This is a genomic window from Pseudarthrobacter defluvii, from assembly GCF_030323865.1.
In the GTDB taxonomy this organism is placed as follows: domain Bacteria; phylum Actinomycetota; class Actinomycetes; order Actinomycetales; family Micrococcaceae; genus Arthrobacter; species Arthrobacter sedimenti.
In genome coordinates, this window is record NZ_CP066362.1 from 3664738 (window position 1) to 3684673 (window position 19936).

At 65.9% G+C, this 19936-nt stretch carries 22 protein-coding genes; 17 read left to right on the plus strand and 5 right to left on the minus strand.

Annotated elements, in window-relative coordinates; translation table 11 throughout:
- Positions 1-4: 4 nt before the first annotated feature.
- Complete coding sequence (gene rsgA / locus JCQ34_RS17095) at positions 5-883, minus strand: ribosome small subunit-dependent GTPase A (RefSeq protein ID WP_286399583.1); 879 nt, start codon at positions 881-883, stop codon at positions 5-7.
- 503 nt (positions 884-1386) lie between these two features.
- Here rsgA and JCQ34_RS17100 point away from each other — a divergent pair.
- From JCQ34_RS17100 to bcp, 7 genes are all read left to right on the plus strand, one after another.
- Positions 1387-2187: a hydroxypyruvate isomerase family protein gene (locus JCQ34_RS17100; RefSeq protein WP_286399586.1), complete on the plus strand. Its 801-nt coding sequence runs from the start codon at positions 1387-1389 to the stop codon at positions 2185-2187.
- A gap of 43 nt (positions 2188-2230) precedes the next feature.
- Entirely contained in the window at positions 2231-3109 is an 879-nt protein-coding gene (locus tag JCQ34_RS17105; RefSeq protein ID WP_286399589.1) for a 2-hydroxy-3-oxopropionate reductase, read from the plus strand.
- A gap of 113 nt (positions 3110-3222) precedes the next feature.
- Positions 3223-5013 (plus strand): glyoxylate carboligase, encoded by a 1791-nt coding sequence (gcl, locus tag JCQ34_RS17110; RefSeq protein ID WP_286399592.1) that lies wholly within the window; start codon positions 3223-3225, stop codon positions 5011-5013.
- Between the two features lie 2 nt (positions 5014-5015).
- Positions 5016-6209: a glycerate kinase gene (locus JCQ34_RS17115; protein ID WP_286399595.1), complete on the plus strand. Its 1194-nt coding sequence runs from the start codon at positions 5016-5018 to the stop codon at positions 6207-6209.
- Positions 6202-7545 carry an allantoinase AllB gene (gene allB, locus JCQ34_RS17120; RefSeq protein WP_286399598.1) on the plus strand — a complete coding sequence of 448 codons (1344 nt, stop codon included), beginning with the start codon at positions 6202-6204 and terminating at the stop codon, positions 7543-7545. The genes JCQ34_RS17115 and allB overlap by 8 nt, the downstream gene beginning before the upstream one ends.
- Before the next feature lie 9 nt (positions 7546-7554).
- Positions 7555-8211 (plus strand): winged helix-turn-helix domain-containing protein, encoded by a 657-nt coding sequence (locus tag JCQ34_RS17125; RefSeq protein ID WP_286399600.1) that lies wholly within the window; start codon positions 7555-7557, stop codon positions 8209-8211.
- 81 nt (positions 8212-8292) lie between these two features.
- Complete coding sequence (gene bcp, locus JCQ34_RS17130) at positions 8293-8772, plus strand: thioredoxin-dependent thiol peroxidase (RefSeq protein ID WP_286399603.1); 480 nt, start codon at positions 8293-8295, stop codon at positions 8770-8772.
- A 65-nt stretch (positions 8773-8837) separates the two neighbouring features.
- Here the strand turns inward: bcp and JCQ34_RS17135 are convergent, their stop codons facing one another.
- Positions 8838-10226 carry an MFS transporter gene (locus JCQ34_RS17135; RefSeq protein ID WP_286399606.1) on the minus strand — a complete coding sequence of 463 codons (1389 nt, stop codon included), beginning with the start codon at positions 10224-10226 and terminating at the stop codon, positions 8838-8840.
- Between the two features lie 94 nt (positions 10227-10320).
- Here JCQ34_RS17135 and JCQ34_RS17140 point away from each other — a divergent pair, with 94 nt between their 5' ends.
- Both JCQ34_RS17140 and JCQ34_RS17145 read left to right on the plus strand, forming a co-directional pair.
- Positions 10321-10713, plus strand: a complete 393-nt coding sequence (locus tag JCQ34_RS17140) for a hypothetical protein (protein ID WP_286399608.1) — start codon at positions 10321-10323, stop codon at positions 10711-10713.
- 9 nt (positions 10714-10722) lie between these two features.
- The gene (locus JCQ34_RS17145) at positions 10723-11295 is read left to right on the plus strand and encodes a GNAT family N-acetyltransferase (protein ID WP_286399611.1); all 573 of its coding nucleotides are present in this window, start codon (positions 10723-10725) and stop codon (positions 11293-11295) included.
- A gap of 193 nt (positions 11296-11488) precedes the next feature.
- Here the strand turns inward: JCQ34_RS17145 and JCQ34_RS17150 are convergent, their stop codons facing one another.
- Positions 11489-11770 (minus strand): hypothetical protein, encoded by a 282-nt coding sequence (locus tag JCQ34_RS17150; RefSeq protein WP_286399614.1) that lies wholly within the window; start codon positions 11768-11770, stop codon positions 11489-11491.
- Positions 11771-12034: 264 nt separating this feature from the next.
- On the opposite strand from JCQ34_RS17150, the gene JCQ34_RS17155 reads away from it, so the two are divergent.
- From JCQ34_RS17155 to JCQ34_RS17185, 7 genes are all read left to right on the plus strand, one after another.
- Complete coding sequence (locus JCQ34_RS17155; protein WP_286399616.1) at positions 12035-13147, plus strand: PP2C family protein-serine/threonine phosphatase; 1113 nt, start codon at positions 12035-12037, stop codon at positions 13145-13147.
- Entirely contained in the window at positions 13144-15102 is a 1959-nt protein-coding gene (locus JCQ34_RS17160; protein ID WP_286399619.1) for a glycosyltransferase family 2 protein, read from the plus strand. The genes JCQ34_RS17155 and JCQ34_RS17160 overlap by 4 nt, the downstream gene beginning before the upstream one ends.
- Positions 15102-15434 (plus strand): STAS domain-containing protein, encoded by a 333-nt coding sequence (locus JCQ34_RS17165; protein ID WP_142132465.1) that lies wholly within the window; start codon positions 15102-15104, stop codon positions 15432-15434. Before JCQ34_RS17160 ends, JCQ34_RS17165 begins: the two co-directional genes overlap by 1 nt.
- The gene (locus JCQ34_RS17170; RefSeq protein WP_286399623.1) at positions 15427-15852 is read left to right on the plus strand and encodes an ATP-binding protein; all 426 of its coding nucleotides are present in this window, start codon (positions 15427-15429) and stop codon (positions 15850-15852) included. The genes JCQ34_RS17165 and JCQ34_RS17170 overlap by 8 nt, the downstream gene beginning before the upstream one ends.
- A 169-nt stretch (positions 15853-16021) precedes the next feature.
- Positions 16022-16519, plus strand: a complete 498-nt coding sequence (uraD, locus tag JCQ34_RS17175) for a 2-oxo-4-hydroxy-4-carboxy-5-ureidoimidazoline decarboxylase (RefSeq protein ID WP_286399626.1) — start codon at positions 16022-16024, stop codon at positions 16517-16519.
- On the plus strand, positions 16516-16854 hold the full coding sequence (uraH, locus tag JCQ34_RS17180) for a hydroxyisourate hydrolase (RefSeq protein WP_286399629.1): 339 nt from the start codon (positions 16516-16518) through the stop codon (positions 16852-16854). Before uraD ends, uraH begins: the two co-directional genes overlap by 4 nt.
- Positions 16855-16938: 84 nt before the next feature.
- A complete protein-coding gene (locus JCQ34_RS17185; RefSeq protein ID WP_286399632.1) occupies positions 16939-17748 on the plus strand; it encodes an IclR family transcriptional regulator in 810 nt (269 codons plus the stop codon).
- Positions 17749-17813: 65 nt separating this feature from the next.
- On the opposite strand, the gene JCQ34_RS17190 is transcribed toward JCQ34_RS17185, so the two are convergent.
- Together JCQ34_RS17190 and JCQ34_RS17195 are read right to left on the minus strand one after the other, a co-directional pair.
- On the minus strand, positions 17814-18089 hold the full coding sequence (locus JCQ34_RS17190; protein WP_286399634.1) for a hypothetical protein: 276 nt from the start codon (positions 18087-18089) through the stop codon (positions 17814-17816).
- A 130-nt stretch (positions 18090-18219) separates the two neighbouring features.
- Positions 18220-18900 carry a GntR family transcriptional regulator gene (locus tag JCQ34_RS17195; RefSeq protein ID WP_286399636.1) on the minus strand — a complete coding sequence of 227 codons (681 nt, stop codon included), beginning with the start codon at positions 18898-18900 and terminating at the stop codon, positions 18220-18222.
- A 121-nt stretch (positions 18901-19021) separates the two neighbouring features.
- On the opposite strand from JCQ34_RS17195, the gene purU reads away from it, so the two are divergent.
- Positions 19022-19927: a formyltetrahydrofolate deformylase gene (purU, locus tag JCQ34_RS17200; protein ID WP_286399639.1), complete on the plus strand. Its 906-nt coding sequence runs from the start codon at positions 19022-19024 to the stop codon at positions 19925-19927.
- The last annotated feature ends 9 nt before the right edge of the window (positions 19928-19936 follow it).

Genomic DNA, 19936 nt, shown 5'->3' on the forward strand with positions numbered 1-19936 from the left:
CCGCCTACCTACGCTTCCTGCTCATTTTGGTGGCCTGTTTCCACTGCTTCCGCTGTTCGGCCATGGCCGCGGGGTTGTTCCGCCGTTCCTGGAAGGACAGCTCGCGCTGAACTGCCAGCCAGCTCTCCAACCGCCGCGCCGGAATCTCCCCGGCAGCGACTGCAGCCGCAACTGCGCATCCGGCGATTCCGTCGTGCGTGCAGTCCCCGAACCGGCAGTTCCGGGCAACGCCTGCGACGTCCTCGAACGTATCCGCAATCCCTTCCTGGGTAGCCTTCAGCGACAAAGACCGGATCCCGGGAATGTCCAGCATGACGCCGCTGGGCCACATGAAGAACAGGCGCCTCGTGGTGGTGGTGTGGCGGCCTTGCCCATCGCGCCGGACCGCTGCCACCGCCGCGTCAGCTCCGTCGAGGGCGTTGAGAAGCGAGGTCTTCCCGGCCCCTGAAGCACCGAGCATAGTGGTGGTTCCATGCTGTATCAGGCCACGCAAGTGGTCCAACCCGCGCCCATCGGCGATGCTGCTAAGGACTACCTCGATTCCAGCGCTGACCGGCGCCACATAGTCCAGTAGTTCCTCGGGGTCCGCGCATAAGTCAGCCTTCGTCACAACTAATACCGGTGTTGCACCCGAGTCCCATGCCATGACCTGCATGCGTTCCACGGCCCTGAGGCTGGGCCGCGGAACGGCGGCAACAACTATCAGCACAACGTCGATGTTGGCCGCCAGTACTTGCGTCCGGTTGCCGTCCGGATCGGGGCGTTCCACCGCAGTCCTGCGCCCGGCCAAACCCAGGATTTTTCCGTCCCGGACCGCCGCCCAGTCTCCGGCTACAGGAGTTACGTCCAGGGCGGAACTGAACGTAACAGTCTCACTGGCCATATACCCGTCCACAAGTAACATCACGTCTGCATATCCCCCATGGACAATAACCACCCGGGCGATCCGGGCACCTTCATGCGCCAGGGCGAATGAGGTGTCGTCGCCAGGGGTCCAGCCAAGGCGTTCATGCTGATGTCCATGCGAGGGCTGAGGGTGTTGGGGGAGGTCTTCCGGCACGTGTCTTCCTTCGGCCTTTCAGCGGGGCCGGCAGACCGCAGGCGGGCCCCAGCCTTCGGACGTAGACCCAATCCTATCGGCATGGTCCGGAATCCTTGCTTCAACAACTGGGCGTTGGCGTCCTCCCCCCGGAAGCGACAAATGCGGGATGGTTGCCGCGGAGCTTGCGCCGGCTCCCCTTGACTACCCTGCCCCACCTTCCCTACACTTTTCATAAAGCAGAATCTAAATTCCACAAAGCGGAATCCCAAGGGAATGTGGGAACGGCCTCGTAAGCCGGAAGCAAGGGAAGATAGATCAAAGCCCCTCCCCTGGAAGGACCTACGATGACGTACACAGTGAACTGCTCCATCCTCCTCACGGAGCTGCCCCTGCTCGAGCGCCCCGCCGCCGCAAAGGCAGCAGGCTTCGATGCTGTTGAGTTCTGGTGGCCCTTCGAGACGTCCGTCCCGGCGGACAGCGAGATCACCAAGTTCGAGAACGCCATCACGGACGCCGGTGTCCAGCTCACGGGCCTGAACTTCAACGCCGGCAACATGCCCGGCGGCGACCGCGGTTTGGTTTCCTGGAAGGGACGCTGCTCCGAGTTCAAGGACAACGTCGACGTCGTGGCCGGCATCGGCGAACGTTTGGGCTGCAAGGCCTTCAACGCCCTCTACGGCAACCGGCAGGACGAATTCACCCCCGAAGAGCAGGACGAACTCGCCGCCAAGAACCTGGCGGCAGCAGCCGAAGGCGTCGCCCGCATCGGCGGCACCGTCCTCCTCGAACCCGTCAGCGGCGCACCCAAGTACCCGCTCCTCACCGCCGACGACGCACTCAAGGTCATCGCCCGCGTCAAGGAAGAGGCCGGCGCAGAGAACATCAAGCTCCTCGCCGACTTCTACCACCTGGCAGTCAACGGCGATGACGTCCAGGCCGTCATCGAGAACCACGCCAAGGACTTCGGCCATATCCAGATCGCCGACAACCCGGGCCGCGGCGCCCCCGGCACCGGCACCCTCCCGCTCGGCGAATGGATCGCCCGCAGCCGCGAACTCGGCTACGAAGGCTACATCGGCCTCGAGTACAAGGAACCGCAGGAAACGGCCTTCAGCTGGGCCATCCGCGAGCGCGTTTCCAACTGACCCCTCCCGCCGAACACATACAGACTTCAGAAAGAGAACCATCATGAGCAACGTTGCAGTTATCGGACTCGGAATCATGGGCCTGCCCATGGCCATCAACCTGGTCAAGGCCGGCCACACCGTCACCGGCTTCAACCGCAGCCAGGACAAGATCGACAAGCTGGTCTCCGAAGGCGGCAAGGGTGCCGCGAGTATCGCTGACGCGGTCAAGGATGCCGACATGGTCATCACCATGGTGCCGGACTCCCCCGACGTTGAGGGCGTAGTCAGCGGCAAGGACGGCGTCTTCGCCAACGCCAAGCAGGGGACCCTGTGGATCGATGCCTCCAGCATCCGCCCCGACGTCGCGGTCCGCCTCTCGGAAGAAGCCCGCGAAGCCGGCATCCGCCCCCTCGACGCCCCGGTATCCGGCGGCGAACAGGGTGCCATTGACGCCGTCCTGTCCATCATGGTCGGCGGCGACAAGGCAGACTTCGACGACGCCCAGGACGTCCTGAACGCCGTCGGCAAGACCATCGTCCACGTTGGTCCCTCCGGCTCCGGCCAGACGGTCAAGGCTGCCAACCAGCTGATCGTCGCCGTCAACATCGAGGTCCTCGGCGAAGCCGTCGCCTTCCTCGAGGCCTACGGCGTGGACACCGACGCCGCCCTCAAGGTCCTCGGCGGTGGCCTGGCCGGCTCCAAGGTCCTGGAACAGAAGGGCCAGAAGATGCTGGACCGCAACTTCGACCCCGGCTTCCGCCTGGCCCTGCACCACAAGGACCTGGGCATCGTTACCTCCGCCGCCCGCGAAGCAAACGTCGCCATCCCGCTCGGCGCCGTCGTCGCCCAGCTCGTCGCCGCCACCGTCAACCAGGGTGACGGCGCACTGGACCACTCCGGACTCTTCAAGCAGGTCCTGCAGCTCAGCGGCAGGAAATAGGGCAGGCACACAGCCGCCTAAGACACACAGCAGGGAACCCGCCGTCGTGAATTACGACGGCGGTTCCCTCACCACACCCAAAAACAGACTTTCAAGCTTTCAAGGAGCACCCCATGAGCAAGATGCGTACCGTTGATGCAGCGGTGGCCATCCTGGAAAAGGAAGGCGCCATCGAGGCGTTCGGCCTGCCAGGCGCTGCCATCAACCCCTTCTACTCCGCAATGCGCGCCCACGGCGGCATCCGCCACACCCTGGCCCGCCACGTTGAAGGCGCCAGCCACATGGCCGACGGCTTCTCCCGCGCCAAGGACGGCAACATCGGCATCTGCATCGGCACCTCCGGCCCCGCCGGCACCGACATGATCACCGGCCTCTACGCGGCGTGGGCCGATTCCATCCCCATGCTCTGCATCACCGGCCAGGCCCCCGTGGCCAAGCTGCACAAGGAAGACTTCCAGGCCGTGGACATCGAGTCCATCGCCAAGCCCGTCACCAAGATGGCCATGACCATCCTGGAGCCCGGCCAGGTTCCCGGCGCCTTCCAGAAGGCCTTCCAGCTGATGCGCTCCGGCCGCCCCGGCCCCGTGCTGCTGGACCTGCCCATCGACGTGCAGATGGCAGAAATCGAATTCGACATCGACACCTACGAGCCACTCCCCGTCGAGAAGCCCAAGGCTTCGCGCAAGCAGCTGGAGAAGGCCCTGGACATGCTGCTCGCCGCCAAGCACCCGCTGATCGTGGCCGGCGGCGGCATCATCAACGCAGGCGCCTCCGCGCAACTGGTGGAGCTGGCCGAGACCCTCAACGTTCCGGTCATCCCCACCCTGATGGGCTGGGGCACCATCCCGGACGACCACCAGCTGATGGCCGGCATGGTGGGCCTGCAGACCTCGCACCGCTACGGCAACGAGAACTACCTGCAGAGCGACTTCGTGATCGGCATCGGCAACCGCTGGGCCAACCGCCACACCGGCGGACTGGAGACCTACACGGCCGGCCGCAAGTTCGTGCACATCGACATCGAGCCCACGCAGATCGGCCGCGTGTTCTCGCCGGACCTGGGCATCGCGTCCGACGCCGGCGCGGCGCTGGCAGGGCTGGTTGAGCTCGCCCAGGAGCGCAAGGCGGCAGGGTCCCTGCCGGACTACAGCGCCTGGGTTGCCGAGTGCGCGGACCGCAAGGCCTCCCTGCACCGCAAGACGCACTTCGAGAACATCCCCATCAAGCCGCAGCGCGTGTACGAGGAGATGAACAAGTCCTTCGGCCGCGACACCACCTACGTGTCCACCATCGGCCTGTCCCAGATCGCCGGCGCACAGATGCTGCACGTGTTCGGCCCCCGCAAGTGGATCAACGCCGGCCAGGCAGGTCCCCTGGGCTGGACCGCCCCGGCAGCCCTCGGCGTCGCCCGCTCCAATCCGGACCAGACCGTGGTGGCCCTCTCCGGCGACTACGACTTCCAGTTCATGATCGAGGAACTGGCCGTGGGCGCGCAGTTCAACCTGCCCTACATCCACGTGGTGGTGAACAACTCCTACCTGGGCCTGATCCGCCAGTCCCAGCGCGGCTTCAACATGGAACAGAACGTGTCCCTGGCGTTCGAAAACATCAACAGCGCGCACCTGTCCGAGGACACCCGCGGCTACGGCGTTGACCACCTGAAGGTGGCCGAGGGCCTGGGCTGCAAGGCCGTCCGCGTGGAAGACCCCAGCGACCTGGCCGCCGCGTTCGACAAGGCCAAGGCGCTGATGGGTGAGTTCCAGGTTCCCGTGGTGGTGGAAGTGATCCTGGAAAAGGTCACCAACATCTCCATGGGCGTGGAAATCAACGCCGTGAACGAGTTCGAGGAACTGGCCGAAACCGCAGCCGACGCCCCCACCGCCATCCTGGCCCTGCAGGCATAACCATGCGCGTGGTTATCGCCCCGGACAAGTTCAAGGGATCGCTGTCCGCCCCGGAGGTGTGCAGCCACCTGGAAAAGGGCCTGCAGCGCGGCGCGGGCGGCAATCTTGACGTCGTCCGGATTCCGGTGGCCGACGGCGGCGAGGGCACCCTCGATGCCGCCGTCGGCTCCGGTTTCACCCGCCGCACGGCAACGGTGAGCGGCCCCACCGGGCAGCCGGTGGAAGCGGACTACGCGGTCCGCGGGCACGAGGCCGTCATCGAAATGGCCGCCGCCTCCGGGCTCGCCCTGGTGCCAAGCGTCCAGAAGGGCGGACGGCCCACCCCGGCCGAGGCCACCACGGCCAGCAGCCTGGGCACCGGCCAGCTCATCCGCGCAGCGCTCGACGCCGGCTGCCGGAGGATCGTGCTCGGCGTGGGCGGCAGTGCCAATACCGACGGCGGTGCGGGGCTCCTGCAGGGGCTCGGCGCCAGGTTCCTGGACAACAGGAACAACGAACTCCCACCGGGCGGGGCTGCGCTGGCTAACCTGCACAGCATCGACTTCACCGATTTCGAACCCCGCCTGGTGGACACCCGGTTTGTGCTGGCATCCGATGTGGACAACCCGCTGCTGGGCGCCCAGGGCGCCGCGGCGGTGTTCGGTCCACAGAAGGGCGCCACACCCCAAGACGTCGGCATGCTCGACGCCGCCCTGGCCAGGTTTGTCGAAGTCCTGGCCAGGGAAATCGGATTCCGCGCCGTCAAGGCTGCCGAGGCTCCCGGAGCCGGGGCAGCCGGCGGCGTGGGCTACGCCGCCATCGCCGCACTGGCCGCAACGCGGCGGCCGGGCATCGACGTCGTCCTCGAATTCACCGGACTGGCGGACCGCCTGGGCGGCGCCGACCTGGTGATCACCGGAGAAGGCAGCCTGGACGAACAAAGCCTGCTGGGCAAAACCCCCATGGGTGTTGCCCGCGCGGCCGCGGCGCAGGGCGTTCCGGTTATCGCCGTCTGCGGCCGGACCACCCTGGACCAGGGCCAGGCGGCGGCCGCCGGATTCGAGGACGTCTACGCTTTGACGGCGCTCGAAACCGATGTAAACAAGTGCATAGCAGAGGCCGGACCCCTGCTGGAGCAGCTGGGCACCCAAATCAGTGCGGGGCTGGCGGCCAACAGGCCTGCCGCCGCAAGTACCAAGGAGGACCTCCGTGTCTGAAGAACGTTTTGACCTCGTCATCCGGGGCCAGCGCATCCTGACCACCGCCGGCATCGCGCCGCGCGAGGTAGGTGTCCGCAACGGCAGGATCGTGGCCATCGAACCGCTGGGCAACGGCCTGGCCGGCGCCGAAGTCATCGATCTGGCCGACGATGAAACCCTGCTCCCCGGCCTGGTGGACACCCACGTCCACGTCAACGAACCCGGCCGCACTGAGTGGGAGGGCTTCGCCTCCGCCACCCGCGCAGCCGCGGCCGGCGGCGTGACCACCATCATCGACATGCCGCTGAACTCCGTCCCGCCCACCACCACGGTGGAGAACCTCAAGCTCAAGCGCGAGGTAGCCGAGGACCAGGCCTTCATCGACGTCGGCTTCTGGGGCGGCGCCATCCCGGGCAACAAGGCAGACCTGCGTCCCCTGCACGACGAAGGCGTGTTCGGATTCAAGTGCTTCCTGCTGCACTCCGGCGTGGACGAGTTCCCGCACCTGGACGCGGATGAGATGGAAGAGGACATGGCCGAGCTGAAGGCCTTCGACTCGCTCATGATCGTCCACGCCGAGGACTCCCACGCCATCGACCGCGCACCCCACCCGGGCGGGGACCACTACGAAACCTTCCTGGCCTCCCGCCCCCGCGGCGCCGAGAACAAGGCTATCGCCGAGGTCATCGAACGGGCCCGCTGGACCGGTGCGCGTGCGCACATCCTGCACCTGTCGTCGTCGGACGCCCTGCCCATGATTGCCTCCGCCAAGCGTGACGGCGTGAAGCTCACCGTGGAAACCTGCCCGCACTACCTCACGCTGATGGCGGAGGAAATCCCGGACGGTGCCACCGCCTACAAGTGCTGCCCGCCCATCCGCGAAGCGTCCAACCGCGAGCTGCTGTGGCAGGGCCTGCAGGACGGCACCATCGACTGCATCGTTTCGGACCACTCCCCCTCCACCTTGGATCTCAAGGACTTGGAAAACGGCGACTTCGCCGTGGCCTGGGGCGGCGTCTCGTCACTGCAGCTGGGCCTGTCCCTGATCTGGACCGAAGCCCGCCACCGCGGCATCCCGCTGGAACAGGTGGTGTCCTGGATGGCAGAGAAGCCCGCCAACCTGGCCCGGCTCACCAACAAGGGACAGCTGGCGCTGGGCTACGACGCCGACTTCTCCATCTTCGCGCCGGACGAGGCCTTCGTGGTGGACGTCTCCAAGCTCAAGCACAAGAACCCCATCACCCCCTACGACGGCAAAGCGCTGTCAGGCGTGGTGCGCAAGACCTACCTCCGCGGCGCCGTAGTGGACGGCCAGACCCCTACGGGCAAGCTGATCCGCCGCGGCGGCGTATAAGGGCGCGCCATGGCAGTGGAAGCCCATCATCCACGGACGGCGGCCCCATACCAGGTTCCGCACCGGCCTCCAGCCAGGCGGGCCACGGCCCACGGGCTGGCCGTGTGGGTGGTTCCTGCCGAAGGAACCACCCCGGAACTCCTGCAGCACGCCGCCCAAATGGTCCTTGCAAGGGCCCTCGAAACTGCTCCGGAGGCGGAAGTCCATTGGCCTGCCGCCGGAGCCCCCACGTCCGCCGCGGAGGAAGCAAAAGATGACTCCTCCCGCGCTTCCTCCGCGGCGGAGAACCCCGACGCAACTGATGCCGACGGCGGCACCCGCCTGCCGCCGTCGGCCGGCCCCGTCAGCCGCGTCGCCGTGGACCTTGCCGCCGACACCGTCCTGCTGGACGGCCGCCCGGTGGCGCTGACCGGCGTCGAGTACAAGGTGCTCCGGTACCTGGTGACCCACCTGTCCCGCACGGTGGGCCGCGAGGAGCTGCAGGAGTTCCTGGAATCGCTGGATTTCCCCGGCGCCACCGCCCGCTCCATCGACGTGTACGTGGGCAGGATCCGCAAAAAACTGGGCAACGCCCGCCATGCCGTAGCTACCGTACGCGGCGGCGGATACCAGTTTGTTCCCGGCCCCCACGCGGCGGTTCGGGGTCCTGCGGAATACTGCATATGACGCGCTGGTTTGTATCAGTAAGCGGCAACCCGCTTCACTTGATGTTTGGCCATCACTGACCGAGTCTTACAAAGGAACGCCATGAGCCCCACCCTGACCACCAAGCTTCAGCCCGGCACCCCGGCTCCTGATTTCACCCTCCGGGACGCCCAGGGCCGGGAAACCTCCTTGGCCGATTACCGTGGCAAGAACGTCATCGTGTACTTCTACCCCAAGGCCGCAACCCCCGGTTGCACCACCGAAGCCTGCGACTTCCGCGACAGCCTTGCCTCCCTCCAGGGCAAGGGCTACGAAGTTGTCGGCATCTCCCCCGACGCCCAGGAAGCCCTGGCCGGCTTCAGCGGCGACTTCTCCCTGACCTTCCCGCTGCTCTCCGACCCCGACCACACGATTGCCCTGGCCTACGGCGCCTGGGGCGAAAAGCTGGTCAACGGCGAAATCCACGAAGGGATTGTCCGCTCCACGGTTGTGGTGGACCCCGCAGGCAACGTCACCCTGGCCCAGTACCAGGTCCAGGCCGACGGCCACGTCGCCCGCCTCAAGGAAGCCCTGGGAGTCTAAGCCCGCCGTCACTTCCTGCAGCTTTTTCCGGACGCCCCGGCACACAGTGCTGGGGCGTCCGGCATTTAACCTGCGGTCTGTGCCGCAACCTGCGCGTACGAGGCCGACACCCGGCGGTAGACCGGGGTGAAGAATGCCAGCAGCGCTGCCGCGATCATGATGATGCCGGCCACCAGGAACACCAGGGCGATCCCGCGGGAGGTGCCCTCACCCAGCAGCGGCGCCAGGGCGGTGGCGCCGTCCGCCGACCGTGCGTAAGGGATGATCCAAAACTGGGCAATGGGTGCGATGACGAACGCTGTCACCGGTGCCGCAGCGGATTCGAATGCCATGGCGAAGCCAAAGACGCGGCCCTGCCGTTCCAGCGGCACCACCCGCTGGATGACGGTCTGCTCGGCCGCCTCCACGAACGGGACCAGCAGCAGGTACAGCCAGATACCCAGGATGTAGAGCCACGCCCACTCCCGCAGCGTGAAGACCGCACCGAGCACACCCATGACCGCCACCGCCGCCAGCAGGGTGCGCAACGGGTTGTCCCCGAGCCCGAACCTGCCGATCAGCGCACCGCCGATGATGAATCCCGTGGAACCAACAGCAAAAACGGCGCCCCACATCTCCACCGAAAACATCTCCAGCCCGTACGGGTCCATCAGGGCCATATAGACACCGCCGATGAAATTGTTGAACGTGGAAAACACGATCAGCGCGAACAGCCCCGAAATGGCCAGCACCGCCGCGAAAGAGCCGCGCAGGTCGAACCCACCGTGGGCGTCCGTCGCCGCTGCCCGCACCTCCTCGGGCATCCGCAGGGTCAACAGGTGCGCCGCGGCCAGCGCCGTGAGCACCAGCGCCACGGCGATGGTCCAGCCCATGCCCAGCAGTCCGACGGACAGTCCGGAGAGCAGGGAGGTGACGATGAACATCAGCCCCTGCACCATTCCCACCAGGCCGTTGGCGTTGGCGCGGCGTTCCGGTTCGATGAGGATGGTGACGGTGGTGGACAAGGCGATGTTCCGCAGGTTTTCCACCACGGCGCCAATCAGGATGATCAGGGTGAACACCCAGAACCACGGCTGCCCCAGATCCAGCAACGATGCCGCAGGCGTCAGCAGGAACATCACCCCGGACAGCACGAACATCACCAGGGTGAATCCGGCGGCGAATCGCATCACTGCCAGCTTGCGGTAACGGTCCACTAAAGTGCCGAAGCTGATGCTGGACAGCGCAATCAGCAGCATGTACGCACCGCCCACCACGCCGGTGGCGATCACGTTGCGCGTCTCCAGGTAGAGCCAGAAAGTCAGGGCGAACCACAGGTAGCTGGTGGTGATGTTCGCCAGGGCGGTGTTGACCAGGATTCCGGCAAAGGTGCGGGAACGCTGGGCCGGGGTTCGCGGTGAGGTGCCGACGGCATCGGTATCCGCAGCGGCATTGCCCGGTTCCTGCTGGGTCATGCGTCCCAGTGTAGTGAGGGGCAACAGGAGCCAACAGGGTGGAAACTAGGCTGGTCAGGCGTTCAACTCCCAACCCATTGAGGAAAGGACCGGCATGGACAATGTGACGGAGAAGGAACCGCCGGAAGACGGGACGGATGCACGCCTCCGTCTGCTGCTGGACTCGGTCTTTGGAACAGGCCCCGACGCCACCTTGGAACTCACCGTGGTGGTTGACGGTGCCGTCATTTCGGGATCGGTGGTGTCGGAGCATGCGTGGACCCAGCGGCAGAATGACCAGGTACGGATCGGCAGCTGGGCCATCGCCGGGATCCTCGATTCCTGGGAAGCCGGGGCGGATGCAGCCAGTACGGCAGACCAGCCACGGTACATCCATTTCCTGGGACCCGTCCTGCTTTCCGGAGGTGTCAGGGTGCCGCTCCAGGCAACCAGGGTGGATGTCCGCAGGGTGGCGGCATGGAGCATCGGCAGGATGCCGGAAGACTAGGATGGCCGCATGGCGATTGAGGTGCGCCCGGCGACGAACTTCGAGGACGTAAAGGCACTGGTGGGGCCCAAACGGCCTGATGCCACGGTCTGCTGGTGCCTGAGCTACCGGATCCCTTCCAAAGAGAACGTTGCCCTGCGGGGCGAAGAGCGCGGAGAACTGGTCAGGCAGGTGGTTGCCCAGGACCCACCGCCCGGAGTTTTGGCGTACGACGGCGGCGAGCCGGTTGGGTGGGCAGCCGTCCACCCGCGGGCGGACACCAGTTTCGCCCGCAACCGAAAAATCCCGCACGTCGATGCCCGGGACGCCTGGTCGGTCTGGTGCCTCCGGGTACGCCCCGGCCACCGCGGGAAGGGAATCTCGCACCATCTCCTGGCCGGCGCCGTCGAGATGGCACGGGCCTACGGGGCGCCCGTAGTCGAGGGCTATCCGGTGGACAACGCCGGCAGCAAAGTGGACCTCACCATGGCCTACGTGGGCACCCGCAAGCTGTTCGAGGACGCCGGCTTCACCAAAGCCGCGGACACCACCTCGGTGCTCAACGGGTTCCCCCGGGTCCTGATGCGGGTGGAGTTGGCGTAGGCGCGGGCTTCAAAGGTGCCCGGACCTATTTCCGCCGCCAGTACTTGCCCCAATCAACTTCCATGGCCCACAACGCAAGCAGCATCGCGTCCATGGTCATGAGTCCCGCCATCAGGTACGACCAGCCCAGCAACAAACTCACAGCAATCTCCTGACTATCCCCCAGCCAATCGATTGCTGCTAAGTGTGGCACCTACAGGGCTGCGAAGGAATGCCCTCCACCCGCAGTCTTTAAAAGGGCCTCAAGCCTGTGGTGCGTCTCGGTCTCCAGCTTGAGCCGGTGGGTAAGCCTTTCCACCTGCCTGGACATGTCCTCCCCCACCTGCAGCCGGTCCCCCGGCCAGCTGGATACTTCCCGGGATTCGGCGAGCGCGTGCTCCAGATCCCTGGCAGCAGCCCGTACTTTGCGTGAGTGGAAGTAGAGGCGAAGCAATGCTTTGGCTTTGTCCGCTCCCTTCCTCTTCGTCTGTTCCATTTGGCTTCCCCGCCTTCCGCAAGCCGTACAGCCTCCGTGCGGTTCGTCGTCGTGCGCTGTTGTGGAAGCTGCTGGTCCCTTCGAGTGTGACCGCTGGACCTCAACGTCCCGGCAAGCAGATGCCAAGATTCCCGCAAGATCTGCTGAGTGCCCCACCGGCAACAAGGGCGGGGATGCGGCGATGACGCCGCTGTCAGGCAAGTCACCGGAAACTGTGAAGCATAAGACATGCCCCATGCGCCTTAATACGGTAGAAGTAGAGCTATGGTCTCTCCCTCCGAATCCCGCCGTGCGGTGGTCATCGAAGATGATCCGGACATCCGCGGACTCTTGGTCCGCGTCCTGGTCAAGCAGGGCTTCGACGTCACCCAGGCCGGCGCCGGGCTGCCCGGAGTGGAGGAAGTCCGCCGCACAAAACCGGACCTGGTGACGCTGGACCTCAACCTGCCGGACCTCGACGGGCTGGAGGTGTGCAAGCTCCTGCGCGAATTCTCGGACGCGTTCATCGTGATGCTCACTGCCCGCGCGGACGAACTGGATAAGCTCACCGGCCTGGACAATGGCGCCGACGAATACATCAGCAAGCCGTTCAGCCCCCGGGAACTGCAGTCACGGATCAACGCCCTGTTCCGCCGCCGGCCGTCCCCGGCAGCGGCCTCCGCCGCACGCAGCGAGCTGGAGCGCGCCACGGAGGTGCAGCAAAGCCTGCTGCCCAAGGAGGATATCCGGGTGGACGGCTACGACGTTGCCGGCCTTTTCCGCCCGTCCCGCAGCGTGGGCGGGGACTTTTATGACTGGTACCAGACGCCGGACGGGCTCCACCTGACGTTCGCCGATGCCATGGGCAAGGGAATGGGCGCGGCGCTGATCGCGGCCACGGTCCGCGCAGTGATGCGCTCCACCGGCCTGCGGCAGGACCTGGACGCAGGGTTCGCTTCCGCCAGCAAGGCGATCGCCAGCGACCTGGACTCCTCCAACTCCTTCGTCACCTTGTTCCACGCCCGGCTTGATGCAGCGTCCGGCAAGGTCAGCTATGTCGACGCCGGTCACGGACTTGCGCTGCACGTCCAGCCGGCAGGTCCCGCGGACAGGCTCCCCACGGGAGGACCTCCGGTGGGTGCCTGGCCCGGAACGCAGTGGCCGCAGGCAGAGCTGGAGCTTGCGCCGGGCGATTCCTTGGTGGTGGTCAGCGACGGCGTGCTGGACGTGTTTGACTCGGTGGAGGACTTCACGGACGCCGTGCAGTTGGCAACGCAGTCTGCAGGGTCGGCCAATGAGGCCAGCAACTCCATCATGGCGCTCGCACCGGCGGAAACCGCCGAAGACGACGTCACTGTGGTTGTGGTCCGCCGGCTCCCCCTGGAGGTGGCAGCATGACCCGCTTCTGGACCCGCGTGGTGGTGGTCCTCACCGTCCTGACCGGCCTGAACTACATCGCTTGGCGGTGGGCGGCGTCCCTCAACTGGGATGCCTGGTGGATCGCGCTCCCCCTGGTGGTGGCCGAAACCTACAGCCTGATCGACGTCATGCTCTTCGGCATGACGGTATGGAAGCTGAAGATCCGCAAGGGCGCTCCGGAGCCGCCGTCCGACGCCACCGTGGACGTCTTCATAACCACCTACAACGAGGACCTGGACATGGTCCTCACCACCGCGCGGGCGGCGCAGAAGATCCGGCACCCGCACAGCACCTGGATCCTGGACGACGGTGCCCGGCCCGAGCTCAGGGCCCTGTGCGAACAGCACGGCCTGGGGTACGTCACGCGCAGCGAGGACTGGACCAAGGACCTCCCCCGGCACGCCAAGGCCGGCAACCTCAACAACGCCCTCATGGTGACCCACGGCGAGTTCCTGTTGATCCTGGACGCGGACCAGATCCCGGAGCCGGACATCCTGGAAAAGACCCTGGGCTACTTCAACAACCGCCGCGTTGCCCTGGTCCAGACGCCCCAGTACTTCAGCAACGTCCCCGCCTCCGATCCGCTCGGCAGCCAGGCACCGCTGTTCTACGGCCCCATCCAGCAGGGCAAAGACGGCTGGAACGCCGCCTTCTTCTGCGGCTCCAACGCCATCCTGCGCCGCGAGGCCCTGATGCAGCTGGGCCTGGTGGGCTACGTCAAGGAAACAGAGAAGAGCATCCGCCGCGCGTTGGCCGCCTCCCGCGCCGCCATCAAGCAGGCCCGGAAATCGGCTGACGTGGAGTCACCCCTGGTGGCGGAGGTCCTGGACGAGGTGGAGGCCGCCACCCGCGAAGCCCAGGAGGAAGTGGACGCCGGCCGCCCCCTTAGCGAGGTCACGTACCGGGTCCGCCGCCGCGTGGACGCTGCCGTGCAGACCCTGGTCCAGGCCGACGTCGCAGCCCTGCAGGCCGACCTCGAGGAAATCGCCGCGATGGAACTGGCCCACGTGGGCGAGTCCGGCGTTCCGGTGGTGGCGGACGACGCCGTCCAGCGCATGTCCGCCCGCGACTGGTCCCCGCTGGGCGCCCTGGAATCCGTCCAGGCCGTCCTTGACGCGCTGACCGTGGAACGCAGCAACGAGGCCCAGCCGGTCATGCCGCTGGCCACCATTTCCGTCACCGAGGACATGGCCACCGCCATGCGCATGCACGCCATGGGCTGGGAGAGCGTCTACCACCACGAGATCCTGGCCTACGGGCTGGCCCCGGAGGACCTGAAGACCATGCTCACCCAGCGCCTCCGCTGGGCCCAGGGCACCATCCAGGTGCTCCTGCGGGAGAACCCCCTGGTGCAGAAGGGCCTCAAGCTGGGCCAGCGCCTGATGTACTTCGCCACCATGTGGACCTACCTCAGCGGATTCGCGGCGGTCATCTACTTCGCTGCCCCCATCATCTACCTGCTGCTGGGCATCCTTCCCGTCAGCAGCCTGAGCTGGGACTTCTTCATCCGGTTTATCCCGTTCATGGTGGTCAACCAGCTCCTGTTCGCCGTGGCCGGCCGGGGCATCCCCACCTGGCGCGGGCAGCAGTACAGCCTTGCGCTGTTCCCCACCTGGATCAAGGCATGCACGACGGCGGCCCGCAACGTCTGGTTCGGCCGTCCCCTTGGGTTTGCCGTCACCCCCAAGGCACGCCAAAGCGGCGGACCCAGCTGGAGCCTCATCCGGCCCCAGATCGTGGTGTCCGTCCTGCTGGCCGTGGCCGCCGTCGTCGGAATCATCCGCCTGGCCACCGGACTGGCCGAGCCGTTGGGCACCTTGGTCAACGTTGTCTGGGTGGTCTTTGACCTGGTGGTCATGAGCATCCTGGTCCGCGCCGTGCTCTACAAGGGGTACGAGCCGGCCCCAGAACCTGCAAACAGAGAGGAATCCTGATGGAGTTCAGTTACGAGGTCAAAGATTCGTACGCGGAGGTCAAGGCGGACGGGCGGCTCAACATGGTCTCCGCGCCCAAGCTGCGCGAGTTCGTCACCGACGTCATCGCCGGCGGATCCAACCGGATCGTGGTCAACCTGGAGCATACGGCTTTCATGGACTCCTCCGGCCTGGGCGCGCTGATCGGCTGCCTCAAGGCCGCCCGCCAGGCCGGCGGTGACCTGCGCATCGCCGCCGTGCAGCCGCAGGTGAACATGGTCCTGAAGCTGACCAGCATGGACAAGGTCCTCACCGCCTACCCCACGGCCGAGGAGGCGTTCAGCAATGACTGAGGTGCTTGCTTCACGCAGCTTCCGCGGACCAGCTGCGGAGGACGCCATCGAGGCGGTCCACAACGACCTCGACAGCCTCTGGCTGGACGTCCCGTTCGTGAATGACATGGACCAGATGACGTTCACGACGGCCGTCATAGAGTCCGCGTCCAACATCGTCCAGCATGCGCAGCCGGCCGGGGACCGTGAAGTGGAGCTGGGTGTGGAGACCACGGTGCAGCCTGCCCTGCTGCAGGCGCGGGTCAGCGCCTATTACGCCAAGCCGCCGTTCGGCCCCATGGAGGCCTCCATTCCCGGGGACGACGCCGAGTCCGGACGCGGCCTGGCCCTGATCGAGGCGCTGGTGACCACGGTGACGTTCGAGCGCCAGGACGGAACCAACACGTGGGTGCTTTCCAGGACGTCGTCGGAGGACTGAGTCGTCACCGTCACCGCTTGACAGGGCACCGCAGCTGATCTTGAATATTACGTATGCTGAAATAACAGTTCCATGATGCGGAAGCTTGCTCGCTGCAGGCGCCGGGCAGTCCGGCATCCGCATAGCCGTCACCATGGATGCCAGCATGACACCAAGGATTACGACCAGCATGAAGCTTGCCGAATTCAACAGCGCGGATCCCACCGCGGCCAAGGCCACGCTCCGGCCGTGCATCGACATCAGCCGCTGGGTGGAGGCTGTGGCCGGGGCACGCCCCTTCGCCGGCCGGGACGAGCTCCTTGAGTTCGCCGCCCGGGCCGCCAACCCCTTCACCCCCGCCGAGGTCGAAGCCGCCATGGCGCACCATCCCCGAATCGGAGAGCGCCCGACGGCCGCCAGCACCGAAGCGTCGATGTCCCGTTCCGAGCAGGCCGGCGTCGACCCTGCAGACGCCGGGGCCGCAGAGGCCCTGGCCCGCGGGAACCGGGAGTACGAGGAGAAGTTCGGCCGCGTCTTCCTGATCCGGGCCGCCGGACGTACCGCACCGGAAATCCTGGCGGCGCTGAACCAGCGGCTCACCAACTCCCCCGAAGAAGAAGACACCATTGTGGCGCAGCAGCTGCGCGAAATCGCCGTACTGCGGCTCGAAGGACTGATCAGCGAATGAGCGTTTCCCACGTCACCACCCACATCCTTGACACCGGCGCGGGGCGCCCGGCGGCGGGTGTCGCCGTCGTCCTTTCAAAGAACGACGGCGGCACCTGGCGCGAGCTGGCAGCGTCCAGCACCGACGCGGACGGCCGCGCGAAGGACCTGGGGCCGGAGCAGCTGGAACCCGGGCACTACAAGCTGAACTTCGCCACGGGCAAGTACTACGCGGACCTGCAGACGCAGACGTTCTTCCCGGAAGTGGACCTGGTTTTCGAGGTCACCGGCCCCGAGCATTACCACGTCCCCCTGCTCCTGAGCCCGTTCGCGTACTCCACCTACCGGGGGAGCTAACCGACCGCTTCGGGGCCTCCAGGGCATCGACCGGCACCGCCTGATGTCACGGCCGTCACAATTCCCGGCATAGGATCAGGAAGTATGGCTCCTAAAAATGAACCCGAATCCGATACCGACGCCGAAGGCGGCCAGTCCGGCGGGGTCCAGTCCGTGGAGCGTGCGCTGACCGTCCTGGAGATCCTGGCCCGGGAGGGCCATGCCGGCGTAAGCGAGATTGCCGAGGAGATGGGCATCCACAAGTCCACGGTCTCCCGCCTGATGGGCTCGCTGGTCACCCGCGAGATGGTCCACCAAAACAGCGAGCGCGGCAAGTACCAGCTCGGTTTTGGCATCCTGAGGCTGGCCAGTTCCATTCCCGGCCGGCTAAGCCTGGTCCACGAGGCACGTCCTGTCCTGGAAAGCCTTGCCGAGGAATTCAAGGAAACGGTCAACCTTGCCGTCCTGCGCTCAAACTACGCGGTGAACGTGGACCAGGCCATGGGCCCCTCCACCCTGGCCACCTACGACTGGGTGGGAAGCCTGACGCCGCTGCATGCCACGTCCAGCGGAAAGGTGCTGCTGGCGGCGCTGGAGGCGGACGACCGGGACCGGATCCTGAAGGAGACAGGCCTGACTGCCCGCACCGCCCGCACCATCACCTCCCGCAAGGAGCTGGACGCCCAACTGCTTGAGGTTGCGGCGAAGGGCTACGCGGTGGTGCGGGAGGAGTTCGAAATCGGCCTGAATGCCGTGGCCGTTCCCGTCTACAACCACCAGGGCATCGTGATCGGCGCCCTCAGCATCTCCGGCCCGGCTTTCCGGTTCGACCCCGAGAAGATCCCGGGACTGCTCGAAACCCTCAAGGAAGCGGGGCTCAAAGTCAGCGCCAACATGGGCTACCACAGGCGTTAACACGAAACGATGCCGGAGTCGACGGACCGCCTTAGGACCTGCAGCAACGCCGGCGCAGGGGAGAGCTAAACCCAGATCTGGTAGCCGGAGGACTTGTCGAAGATACGCCGGGTACTGATGCCCTCCGCCGCTATCCAGAGCACCGAGCCGTCCTCTGCAGCCTGGTCCACCACCCCGCAGGCCACATGCTCCCCGTGCAGCCACACTTCGACGCTGCGGCCGGGCAGGCGCGCCCAGTCGGCACGGAGGCCGAGGGCCTTTTTCAATGTGCCGCCGCCCTGGCCATCTTGTCCGAGGTCGTTGACATCACCTGGGGCTTCAAGGGTTGCCTGGAAGTTCACTGCTCACTCCGATCACCGGCACCTTCGCCGCTCGATTCCATCCCTGATATTTGATTGATATATCAATCTGGTTTCCGAGTATGGTCCAGGTCACAATCCAATGTCAACAGCGGCGCCGGCGCGGGTGGCCCTAGGCCTTGAAAAGCGTCTCCCGGACCGCACTTTCGAATCCGCTCACGTGGACTCGGGCAAGCTCCGCGGCCCGCTCCTCATCCCCGTCGATAACGGCGCGGAGCAAATCGAGGTGTTCATGCACGTGGCGGGACAGGTCCGGCAGCCGGTCGATCACCATGCACCAGATGCGCGTTGCCAAGTTGTCGTAGCGGATCAGGATGTCTTCGAGGTGCGGGTTGGCGGCGGCGGCATAGATGCCCTGGTGCACCCGGGCATCCAGCTGCAGCGTCTCCGTCACGGTCGCCGAGGACACATCGAACGCCTCAACCTTTTCGAGCGTGGCGCGCAGCTCGTCCCGGACGGCAGGGGAAGCCACCCGCGCGGCACGCGCCGCCGCGAGGGGCTCAAGTTGGGCGCGGATCTCCGAGATGTAGGAAAGGTCGGTTACGTCCACCCGCGTAGCGAAGGTGCCCCGCCGGGGATAGGTCTTCACCAGCCGATCCAGTTCCAGCCGCTTCAGGGCCTCGCGCACCGGAGTGCGGCCCACCCCTAGGTTCTTGGCCAGGAGCTCGTCGTTCAGCAGCTCGCCGGGTTTGATCTCAAGGGTCAGCAACCAGTCGCGGATGCTCTCATAAGCAACGTCGGCCAGGGATTTCCTCCCCAAGTCGTCCGTCACCGCCAAAGCTTCGAATGCCATGCCGAGCCCTTTCTTCCCAACAAGAAAAAAACTATTGACCTCGCCTGTGACCCAGTATACGCTGGCAGCCAATCTAATATATCAGTCCGTTGCATTGGAATATATCTAGAAGGAGGAGGGTATGACCCTCATGGAAGCAGCATCAGCAACCGCCACTCTGCCGGCGCTCAAGGAAGAGCAGGCGCAGAAGTTCGTGCTGACCCTGTCCTGCAAGGAGCAAGCAGGAATTGTGCAGGCAGTAACCACGTTCCTGTTCGAGCGAGGCTTCAACATCGACGAGCACCAGCAGTTCGACGACAGCCTGCGCGAGACGCTCCACCTGCGCACCGCGTTCTCCGGCTCCCCCAACTACACGCCCGCCATGCTCGAGGAAGAGTTTGCGGGCATCGCCAGCCGGTTTGACATGAAGTTCAGCTTCCACGACCAGACCGCCAAGCGCGTCCTGGTCATGGTGTCCAAATTCGGCCACTGCCTCAACGACCTCATCTTCCGCTGGCGGGGCGGCAGCCTTGGCGGCGAACTGGTGGCAGTCGTTTCCAACCATGAAACCCACCGTGCAATGGCGGAAGCCGCAGGGCTCCCCTTCATCTACGTCCCCGTCACCCCGGACACCAAGGCCGACGCGGAGCGCCGGCTGCTGGAACTGGTGGATGAGTACGAGGCCGACCTCGTGGTCCTGGCCCGTTACATGCAGGTGCTTTCCGACGACCTCTGCCGGGCGCTGGAGGGCCGGGCCATCAACATCCACCACTCCTTCCTCCCCGGGTTCAAGGGTGCGCGCCCCTACCACCAGGCCTACGACCGCGGCGTGAAGCTGGTGGGTGCCACCGCCCACTACGTCACCGCCGACCTGGACGAGGGTCCGATCATCGAGCAGGAAGTCATCCGTGTGGACCACACCTATGGCCCGGCGCAGCTGTCCACCGTGGGCCAGGACGCCGAGGCGTTGGCCCTCTCCCGCGCCGTCCGCTGGCACTGCCAGCACCGCGTGCTGCTGGACCAGACCAGCACCGTGGTGTTCCGGTAGGCACCACTC

Bases quoted from the DNA above. Each gene is read 5' to 3' on its own strand.
- rsgA (WP_286399583.1), bottom strand. From the start codon at position 883: ATGGCCAGTGAGACTGTTACGTTCAGTTCCGCCCTGGACGTAACTCCT.
- JCQ34_RS17100 (WP_286399586.1), top strand. From the start codon at position 1,387: ATGACGTACACAGTGAACTGCTCCATCCTCCTCACGGAGCTGCCCCTG.
- JCQ34_RS17105 (WP_286399589.1), top strand. From the start codon at position 2,231: ATGAGCAACGTTGCAGTTATCGGACTCGGAATCATGGGCCTGCCCATG.
- gcl (WP_286399592.1), top strand. From the start codon at position 3,223: ATGAGCAAGATGCGTACCGTTGATGCAGCGGTGGCCATCCTGGAAAAG.
- JCQ34_RS17115 (WP_286399595.1), top strand. From the start codon at position 5,016: ATGCGCGTGGTTATCGCCCCGGACAAGTTCAAGGGATCGCTGTCCGCC.
- JCQ34_RS17125 (WP_286399600.1), top strand. From the start codon at position 7,555: ATGGCAGTGGAAGCCCATCATCCACGGACGGCGGCCCCATACCAGGTT.
- bcp (WP_286399603.1), top strand. From the start codon at position 8,293: ATGAGCCCCACCCTGACCACCAAGCTTCAGCCCGGCACCCCGGCTCCT.
- JCQ34_RS17135 (WP_286399606.1), bottom strand. From the start codon at position 10,226: ATGACCCAGCAGGAACCGGGCAATGCCGCTGCGGATACCGATGCCGTC.
- JCQ34_RS17140 (WP_286399608.1), top strand. From the start codon at position 10,321: ATGGACAATGTGACGGAGAAGGAACCGCCGGAAGACGGGACGGATGCA.
- JCQ34_RS17145 (WP_286399611.1), top strand. From the start codon at position 10,723: ATGGCGATTGAGGTGCGCCCGGCGACGAACTTCGAGGACGTAAAGGCA.
- JCQ34_RS17150 (WP_286399614.1), bottom strand. From the start codon at position 11,770: ATGGAACAGACGAAGAGGAAGGGAGCGGACAAAGCCAAAGCATTGCTT.
- JCQ34_RS17155 (WP_286399616.1), top strand. From the start codon at position 12,035: ATGGTCTCTCCCTCCGAATCCCGCCGTGCGGTGGTCATCGAAGATGAT.
- JCQ34_RS17160 (WP_286399619.1), top strand. From the start codon at position 13,144: ATGACCCGCTTCTGGACCCGCGTGGTGGTGGTCCTCACCGTCCTGACC.
- JCQ34_RS17165 (WP_142132465.1), top strand. From the start codon at position 15,102: ATGGAGTTCAGTTACGAGGTCAAAGATTCGTACGCGGAGGTCAAGGCG.
- JCQ34_RS17170 (WP_286399623.1), top strand. From the start codon at position 15,427: ATGACTGAGGTGCTTGCTTCACGCAGCTTCCGCGGACCAGCTGCGGAG.
- uraD (WP_286399626.1), top strand. From the start codon at position 16,022: ATGAAGCTTGCCGAATTCAACAGCGCGGATCCCACCGCGGCCAAGGCC.
- uraH (WP_286399629.1), top strand. From the start codon at position 16,516: ATGAGCGTTTCCCACGTCACCACCCACATCCTTGACACCGGCGCGGGG.
- JCQ34_RS17185 (WP_286399632.1), top strand. From the start codon at position 16,939: ATGGCTCCTAAAAATGAACCCGAATCCGATACCGACGCCGAAGGCGGC.
- JCQ34_RS17195 (WP_286399636.1), bottom strand. From the start codon at position 18,900: ATGGCATTCGAAGCTTTGGCGGTGACGGACGACTTGGGGAGGAAATCC.
- purU (WP_286399639.1), top strand. From the start codon at position 19,022: ATGACCCTCATGGAAGCAGCATCAGCAACCGCCACTCTGCCGGCGCTC.